This window comes from Mycobacterium sp. E2327 (assembly GCF_001672675.1).
Taxonomy (GTDB): Bacteria; Actinomycetota; Actinomycetes; order Mycobacteriales; family Mycobacteriaceae; genus Mycobacterium.
On record NZ_LZKE01000127.1, the window covers coordinates 21,614 to 29,689 of the forward strand.

Annotated in this window: 8 protein-coding genes; 2 read left to right on the forward strand and 6 right to left on the reverse strand. The window is 67.9% G+C overall.

The genetic code is table 11. The features are described 5' to 3' along the window. Window positions 1–103: 103 nt before the first annotated feature. The 3 genes from A5712_RS15295 to A5712_RS15305 form a co-directional block, all read right to left on the reverse strand. Window positions 104–1,084 (reverse strand): SDR family NAD(P)-dependent oxidoreductase, encoded by a 981-nt coding sequence (locus A5712_RS15295; RefSeq protein ID WP_068106683.1) that lies wholly within the window; start codon window positions 1,082–1,084, stop codon window positions 104–106. 19 nt (window positions 1,085–1,103) lie between these two features. Then, window positions 1,104–1,805: a cutinase family protein gene (locus tag A5712_RS15300; RefSeq protein ID WP_068106686.1), complete on the reverse strand. Its 702-nt coding sequence runs from the start codon at window positions 1,803–1,805 to the stop codon at window positions 1,104–1,106. A gap of 116 nt (window positions 1,806–1,921) precedes the next feature. Then, window positions 1,922–2,095: a CsbD family protein gene (locus tag A5712_RS15305; RefSeq protein WP_068106689.1), complete on the reverse strand. Its 174-nt coding sequence runs from the start codon at window positions 2,093–2,095 to the stop codon at window positions 1,922–1,924. A gap of 6 nt (window positions 2,096–2,101) precedes the next feature. Here A5712_RS15305 and A5712_RS15310 point away from each other — a divergent pair, with 6 nt between their 5' ends. Both A5712_RS15310 and A5712_RS15315 read left to right on the forward strand, forming a co-directional pair. Next, on the forward strand, window positions 2,102–2,317 hold the full coding sequence (locus A5712_RS15310; RefSeq protein ID WP_156766579.1) for a hypothetical protein: 216 nt from the start codon (window positions 2,102–2,104) through the stop codon (window positions 2,315–2,317). 42 nt (window positions 2,318–2,359) lie between these two features. Next, window positions 2,360–3,655, forward strand: a complete 1,296-nt coding sequence (locus A5712_RS15315; protein ID WP_068106695.1) for a serine hydrolase domain-containing protein — start codon at window positions 2,360–2,362, stop codon at window positions 3,653–3,655. Between the two features lie 4 nt (window positions 3,656–3,659). Here A5712_RS15315 and A5712_RS15320 read toward each other — a convergent pair whose 3' ends face one another. The 3 genes from A5712_RS15320 to A5712_RS31370 all read right to left on the reverse strand — a co-directional run. Beyond that, window positions 3,660–5,804, reverse strand: coding sequence for a PPE family protein (locus A5712_RS15320; protein WP_068106699.1), 2,145 nt, complete (start codon window positions 5,802–5,804; stop codon window positions 3,660–3,662). Window positions 5,805–5,971: 167 nt separating this feature from the next. Continuing rightward, window positions 5,972–7,027: a dihydrodipicolinate reductase gene (locus A5712_RS15325; RefSeq protein WP_068106703.1), complete on the reverse strand. Its 1,056-nt coding sequence runs from the start codon at window positions 7,025–7,027 to the stop codon at window positions 5,972–5,974. Window positions 7,028–7,064: 37 nt separating this feature from the next. Next, the coding region (locus A5712_RS31370) for a hypothetical protein (RefSeq protein ID WP_068106706.1) at window positions 7,065–8,076 on the reverse strand (1,012 nt) is incomplete at its 5' end.

Genomic DNA, 8,076 nt, shown 5'->3' on the forward strand with positions numbered 1-8,076 from the left:
ACCGGCGCGGATTTGAGCCCGTCTCGTCGAGCCGGTAATTCTGCAGGCCCCTACTCGCGCTTTGCCTGCAGATTTACAGTCTCGGCGCGTTGAGCGACGCGGGTCAGCTGCCGCGCAGGGCCTCGAACGTGTCGGCCACGGTGTCGCGCGGGTCCCGATAGGTGATGCCGAGTTCTCGCTCGCTGGGCGAGTCGTCCGACGCCGGCATCTGCGTGTAGTACTGCATCCCCGCCGACGTGATGGGCGTCTCGAAGGGCAGAAACCGGCCCGCCCGATCCATGACCGCCCCGGCCACCCGCAGCGCGGCGTCCGGGATGGGAACCGCGACCATGGGGGTCCCGGCGATCTGGCCGAGCATGGACGCGAGCTCGGCCACCGGGACTCGATGTCCGCCAGCGGTGTAGCGGCGCGGCCCGCGCCCCGGCTCCAAGAGCGCGGCGTGCAGCGCGGCCAGATCGCGGACGTCGACGACCAACCACGCCGCGCTGCGTCCCGGAATCGCGTGCATCTGCACCGCGGCCTTGACGCCCTCGCCGGCCTCGCCGAACTGATCGCCGGCCGGGGGGCCGAGGACCATCCCGGGATAGGTGATGTTGACCGGCGCGCCCGCGTCCTGCAGTCCGCGCGCATAGATCTCCACCTGCGCCTTGGACGTTCCGTACCCGTCCGCTCCACCGACGACCGGTAGGTCGGCCGTGAGTGTCTCCAGGCCCGGATGAAACAGCGCCGTGAAGCTCGACACGTGAACGATCGGGTCCAGCCCCAGCTCGACGGACTGGCCGAGGACGTTCTGCGCGCCCTGCATGTTCGTCGTCAGCATCTCTTGGGTCTGGCGCGGGTCGGTGGCCACCAGGGCGGCGCTGTGCACGACGGCGTCGCACCCGCGCAGCGCTTCCCGCACCGAGACGCGATCGGTGATGTCCCCGACGGCGTAGTCCGACACGTCGACACCCAACTTGGCGACGGACGTCTTCAGTCGCTCGGGTTTTCGCACCAGGAAACGGATGGTGTGCCCGGCGTCCGCGATGGCCTTGGCGGTCCAACCGCCGACGAATCCCGTGCCGCCCGTGACCAGAACATGCATGCTGCGATTCTGCACGGGGCTACAGGTGACTCGCGGCGTAGGTGGCCGCTTGGCCCGTCATCCCGTTCACCGAATACGACACGTGCGCGAAGGCGTCGTTGCCGTCACCGCAGATCCCGTCGCCCGGCGCGCACAGCTCCAGGGTCTTGGGCTGGTACAGCGGGCCGATGGCGATCACGGGGGCGCCGTACTTTTGCAGCCACGGACCCGACGGTGTCCCGAACAGCGTGACGGCGGCGACATGGTTGGCGACATCCGGCGGCATGGGCTTGGGCACCGCCGACGCCGGTACGCCCGGCGGTACGGCCGCCGACGTGACGAAACCGGCTACGGCCGCGCCCTGGGAGTAGCCGCCGAGGACCTCGCGGGTCTTCGGGCAGTTCGCCGCCATCGACTCGATATGCGAACCCGCGTCACGGATGCCGTCGATTACGGTCAGCGGAAAGTCGCTGTTCGAAAAATCGGTGCTGGCGGGGTAATTCACCGGGTACACCCCGAGCGTTCGGCCGCCGATCTGCCCGCGCAACGCGTCGACGAATGACCCGCCGACGCCGCCGACGCCGGGCGGTTCGCCGGAACCGCGGGCGAACACCACCTCGACGTCGGGACACGGATCGGCGGACGCGCCGGGCGCGGGAGCTCCCAACAGTGCGAAGACGGCCGACGCGGCCGCGACTCCCATGGATGTCGTGAATCGGCGCATGTTGGTGGACCTTCGCATTGTCGGTTTCTCTTGCCTGTTATTCGACGCCAGGTCCGCTCTGGATTGCCAGCCTGGCGCGAATTAACCCAGCGGGCCGCCCATCCGTCGGCAGACCCGCTGGGTCGAACGATGAACTACTTCTTGAAGGCGTCCTTCACCTTTTCGCCGGCGTCCTTCAGGCTGGACTTCGCCTGATCGGCCCGGCCTTCGTTTTTGGTGTCGTGATCTCCGGTGGCCTTGCCGATGGCTTCCTTGGCCCGGCCGCCGAGATCTTCGATCTTGTTCTTCGCCTTGTCTGTTCCACTCATGTGCTGGTGGCTACCCAGCGGCGGGCCATCTCGAAACCGCAGGTCGCCGCGCCTGTCATGATGGACATCGTGGGCACCGCGGTGGTGGTGGCGATTGTGGCCGTGCTGATGTTGTTGGGCATCGGCATGGTGGTCAATCAGCTGTTTCGGCTCAGGAAGTGGTTGAACGCCCCGCCCCCCGACCAACCGCCCGGCGACCCCACCTCCCGACCCCCGGAATGAGCTGTGTTCAGCGCGTTTGCCGGCTGATAGCTTGATCCCGTGATGGCATCGCGCAGGGGATCGACCCTGCTGGTGACCGACGACGGCTTGCCCCGCGGTGTGTCCGGCGCCGCCGACCCTCATTTCGCCAATGTCATCGGGATCTTCGCCCGGTTGTTCTTCGGCCGCCGTTTCGGCGGCGGGGCGCTGGCCGTCTACATCGACGGTGTGCCCGTCGTCGACGTCTGGACGGGGTGGTCGGACCGGGCGGGCACGGAACGCTGGACCGCCGACACGGGCGCGATGGTGTTCTCGGCGACCAAGGGCGTCGCGTCGACCGTGATCCACCGGCTGGCCGACCGCGGCCTGTTGTCCTATGACGACCCGGTCGCCGAGTACTGGCCCGAATTCGCGGCCAACGGCAAGGCCGACATCACGGTCCGCGACGTGTTGCGGCATCGGTCGGGGTTGTCGCACCTGCGGGGTGTCACCAAGACCGAGCTGATGGACCACGCGCTCATGGAGGAGCGCCTGGCCGCCGCGCCCGTCGATCATCTGCGCGGTGTGCAGGCGTACCACGCCCTGACCTACGGATGGCTGCTCTCCGGCCTGGCCCGCGCGGTGACGGGCAAGGGCATGCGGGAGCTGATCCGCCAGGAAATCGCGCGCCCGCTCAACACCGACGGCCTGCACCTCGGCCGCCCGCCCGAAGGGTCGCCGACGAAGGCGGCCCAGATCCTGATCCCGCAGGGACGGCTGCGTGCCCCGGTGTTCAACTTCATCGCACCGAAACTGGCGGGCCTGCCGTTCTCCGGCGCTCTGGGGGCGATGTACTTTCCCGGCGTCATCTCCCTGATCAAGGGGGACACCGAGTTCCTGGACGGCGAGGTGCCGGCGGCCAACGGCGTGGTGACCGGCCGCGGCCTGGCCAAGATGTATGCCGCGCTGGCCAACGACGGCAAGATCGACGGCAAGAAATATCTGTCCGAGGAGTTGGCGCGTGGCCTGGCGGGGCAACCGCAACGCAAGTGGCCCGACGCAAACATGGTGGTGCCCATGCCATTTCACCTGGGCTACCACGAGTCGCCGGTGCCCGGCCTGCTGAAAGGTTTCGGTCACGTGGGTCTGGGCGGGACCCTCGGCTGGGCCGACCCGGACTCCGGCAGCGCCTTCGGGTTCGTGCACAACCGGCTGCTGACCCCGTTGCTCTTCGACATGGGATCGTTTGCGGGACTGGCCAGTCCGCTGCGCAACGCCATCGAGGCCGCCCGCCATCAGGGCCCGCTCGAGGTGCCGCGGCTCGGCGCGGCGTACAAGTCCGACCGCCGTCGGGCGGCCGTGGCGTCCGGCGGGCGATAACTCCTTAGAACCCGAAGAAGCCCGACTGGTTCGGCGCCGTGTTGAAGGCGCCGGAGCTCAGGAATGCGGCGCCCATGTTCGCCAGGCCCGAGCTGAAGGCGCCGGTGTTGAAGAAGCCGGTGTTGAAGCCGCCGCCGCCTGAGTTCCCGATGCCGACGTTGAAATCGCCCAGGCCCGAATTGAAGAGGCCGACGTCGAAGCCGCCACCCGAGTTCAGTATGCCGATCGAGGGGCTGGTCCCCGAGTTGAAGAAGCCCACGTCGCCGTCGCCGCTGCCCGTGTTCATGAAGCCCGTGGTGAAGCCGCTCGAATTCGTGTTGAAGAAGCCCGAGCTCAAGCTCCCGCCGCCGGTATTGAAGAAGCCCGAGTTGTCCGTGCCGGTGTTGCCGAAGCCCGAATTGGCAACCGACTGCACAGCCGCGCTGCCCACGCCGGTGTTAAGGGTTCCCGAATTGAACATGCCGGTGTTGACCAACCCCGAGTTCTCGTAGCCGGTGTTGAAGTCGCCACCGTTGAAGTCGCCGGTGTTGTCCGTTCCGGCATTGAAGTTGCCGGTGTTGCCGACGCCGGAGTTGAACATGCCCATGTTGTCCAGGCCCGCGTTCCCCATGCCGAAGTTGAAGCTGCCAGCGTTCGCCATACCCATGTTGTTGACCCCGGAGTTCCAGAAGCCCAGGTTGCCGCCCGACAATGCGTTCGGTCCCGCATTTCCGAAGCCCATGTCCAGGCCGCCCGAGTTAGCGAGACCGGTGTCGACATTGCCGGAGTTGAAGAGGCCGGTGTCGGTGAGGCCCGAATTGCCGATGCCGAAGTTTCCGTTGCCGGAGTTGAAGAAGCCGACGTTGTTGGTGCCCGAGTTGAACAGGCCGATGTTGCCGCTGCCGGAGTTCAGGCCGCCGAAGTTGAACTGATTGGTTGCGGTGTTGAAATAGGTGTTCCCGACGCCGATTTCGTTGTTGCCGGTGAGTCCGAAGCCGATGTTGTTGTTCCCGGTGTTCCCGGCGCCGATGTTGCCGTTACCCGCGCCGCCGGGGCCCGAGTTGCCGAAGCCGATGTTGTTGCTGCCGAAGTTGCCGAACCCGTAGTTGGCGTTACCGTCGTTCCCGCTGCCGTAGTTCTGGTTGCCGATGTTGCCGCTACCGAAGTTACCGCTGCCGTTGTTGCCTGAGCCGAAGTTTCCACTCCCGGTGTTGCCCGAGCCCAGATTTTGGTTGCCGACGTTTCCGCTGCCCAGGTTTTGGCTGCCGATGTTTCCGTTGCCCAGGTTCAAGTTGGACGCGATTGTGCCATCGGCGCCGTTCCCGCTGCCGAAGTTGAAGCTGCCGTTGTTGCCGTTGCCCAGGTTTTGGTTGCCGATGTTGCCGTTGCCGAAGTTGGTGTTGCCGGTGTTGCCGGAGCCCAGGTTATTGCTGCCGATGTTGCCGATGCCGAGATTGAAACCGGGGGCGGCCGCGGCCGCGCCCACGGTGGTCGTGATCGTGCGGACGCTACCGTCAACCTTGCTTGCCGCGGCCAGGCGGAGGGTCCGCGCTTTGGACACCGACCCGTCGCACGCCGACCTGACGGCGGCGACCATGGGATTGTCCGAGATGGCGACCGTGGCCGCCTGGGTGGCCGCAGCGGGCAGGCTCTGCAGCAGCTGCGGCAGCGACGCCAATTGCGCGGCCGCGGCGGACGCCCCGCCGTGATAGCCGACCATCGCGGCCACGTCGGCCGCCCACATGAGTTCGTATTGGCCCTCGACGGCGGCGATCGCTGGGGCGTTGAAGCCCAACAGGTTTGAGCGAACCAACTGCGCCAGCTGATTGCGGTTGGCGGCGACGAGCACCGGATGCACCGTGGATGCCAACGCGGACTCGAACGCGCTTGCCACCGCCTTGGCCTGCGCGGCCGCGTTTTGCGCCTGGGCCGCTGCGGCGCTCAACCATCCGCTGTAGGGGGTTGCCGCGGCAACCATCGCCGCCGACGCCGGACCCTGCCAGGCCTGGCCCGCCAGGCCGTTGGTCACCGAGGAGAACGAGTCGGCCGCCGACCCCAACTCGGCGGCCAGCCCGTCCCAGGCCGACGCCGCGGCCAACATGGGACCGGACCCAGCGCCGTTGAATATGAGCGCGGAATTGATCTCTGGCGGAAAAATCGAAAAGTTCATCGCCGCAGTCCCTTCAGGGCAGGGAGCTGCGCGAGGTGCGCGCTATGCCCACCTCACAGCGCCCGCCCCCGCAGCGGAACGAAGCAGACTATACGAGCAGACCGTTCGAATGTGGCCGTTTTCGCGAGTTCGGATCAAATCCAAATGACGCGTGGACTTTTCGCCCGTTACACCTTGGCGAAGCCCCTGGGGAGCGTGAGCGGCAGATCGGTGTACGTGACGATGCCCGGCGGGGCGGCGACAACCGCCGGAATCGCGTTGATGGCCGGCAGCGCCGTCATGATGTGCCCGAGCGCCATGAAGTCGGCGATGGTCTCGGCCTGGAAGTAAGGGGGCGGCAGGAAGCCGACCTTGGTTGTCACCGTTGGCTGCCCGTCGATTTGGATGACCCAGCCGTCCTGGTCGATCTTCCAGTCGGGCTCGAGCGTCGGTCCCTTGCGCCACCGCACGTTGAGGTCGATCAACGTCTTGTCGCCGACGACGCCCTGCCAACTGATGTAGACGCCCGCGACGCATCCCGCCGGTATCGTCCACGACGCCATCTCGAGATCGGCTGTGGTCTGGGCGAATTCGGCCACGCAACGCACCTCGTCGAGCTCGACGCCGAGTGCGTCGGCCACCAGGCGCACGGCCTCGCCGAAGATCGCCGTACCCTTGCGGGCCATGTCCGCCAGCTCGGGGTGGTCGATCGGCTGACCGAAGCCGACCGGCCTCTCGGTGTCCGGCGAGTCATAGAACGTGGTGTCGGCCGCCTCGATGACGGACACCTTGTCGATCCGGTTGCACACCATCGCCGAGACGATGGCCAACAGCTCGGCGAAGCCCGGGCTGACGCCGGAGCCGAACATCGTCGAGCCGCCCTTCTGGCAGGCGTCGACGATCCGGTCGCGGCCCTCGCCGAGGTTCGCTCCGGTGATGAACGACGCCGTCGTCACCACGTTGACGCCCGCGGACAGGATGCGGACCAGCTCGTCGACGCTGATCCACATGGGGTTGTAGACGACGCAGTCGGGCTTCAGCGCGAGCAGCTCGTCGACGTCGTTGGTGGCGGCGACGCCCAGCGGCGGGATGCCGACGAGTTCGCCGGCGTCGCGGCCGACCTTGTCCGGTGACCAGGCGTAGCAACCCACCAGTTCGAGGTTGGGATTGTCGGCGATCGACTGCAGCGAGCTCTTGCCGACGTTTCCGGTGTTCCACTGAACGACGCGATAGTTGTTTGGCACTCGCTCAGCATAGGGAGTCGGGTGGCCGCCGAGAAGGTCAATAGTCGGATTCGCCGGCCAGGATCTCCGCCAGGAAGGCGTCGCGCGGCGGCCGGTCCAGCCGCGCCCTGGCCCACCGGCGAACCCGCTCCCGGGTTTCGCGGGCCTCCGGCGGCTCGGCGCCGACGATCACCGCCGTCGCCGACCAATCGTGGTCCCAGGCCGCCGCTTCCGTCATCGGGAGTTGCCGGCCGTCGAGCAGTGGAAGGATTGCGCCGCCGTGGGCATCCAGCGCGCCGCTGCCGCTGACGTCCCCGGAGCGCAGTTGCACCGCGATGCCGGTGGCCGGGTGGGGCCCGATGACGGCCGTCCGCACGACGGCGACCACGGCAGCGTCGGCCAGCTGGACGGTCCAGTCGACGGTGTCCTCGCCCGCGTCGAAGATGCCGGCCGGAACCGCGCCCCAGCCGATGGACGCGACACCCCGCGCGATCGGGACGGCGCCGCGCGGAGCCGCGTCCGTGCCGGCGGCCAGCGCATAGTCGTCGCGGTGCCCGCTCGGCGCGTCGAGCTCCACGCCCGGATCGTCCAGCGCCTCATACAGTTCCGGCCAGCCGTCGTCGTCTACACCGACCTCTTCGGCGAGACCGGCGCCGGCCCGCACCAAATCGCCTATCCGCGGATCGCCGCCGCGCAGGTGCGCGGTCAGGGCGGCGGCGTGCGGTGCCAGCAGCCCCACCACGTCGGAATCCAGGGTGTCGTCGGTGAAGAAGCCCTGCGCCCCGGAGGTCAGCAGCGCGACCTCGACGTCGAGCAGCGCGCGATCGAGGCCGGCGATGCCGTCAAGGCGGCTGGCCGGCCACCACCGCCGCAGCCAATGCCCGATCGCGAGGCGCCGCAGCGGGTCGACCGAGCCGGGCACGATATCGACCCCGGCGAGCTCGATGGTGTGCGGCTCGTCGGACGCGTAAGCGAGCGCGGACACCGTCGCGACGTGCCCGGCCTCGCCCAGGACCCGCCAAAGCCAGTCGGCGCGTGACAAATCGGTGAAGGTGATGCGGGCCGACCCG

Coding starts and splice junctions, on each gene's coding strand:
- A5712_RS15320 (WP_068106699.1), bottom strand. CDS start 5,804: ATGAACTTTTCGATTTTTCCGCCAGAGATCAATTCCGCGCTCATATTC.
- A5712_RS15305 (WP_068106689.1), bottom strand. CDS start 2,095: ATGAGTGGAACAGACAAGGCGAAGAACAAGATCGAAGATCTCGGCGGC.
- A5712_RS15295 (WP_068106683.1), bottom strand. CDS start 1,084: ATGCATGTTCTGGTCACGGGCGGCACGGGATTCGTCGGCGGTTGGACC.
- A5712_RS15315 (WP_068106695.1), top strand. CDS start 2,360: ATGGCATCGCGCAGGGGATCGACCCTGCTGGTGACCGACGACGGCTTG.
- A5712_RS15300 (WP_068106686.1), bottom strand. CDS start 1,805: ATGCGAAGGTCCACCAACATGCGCCGATTCACGACATCCATGGGAGTC.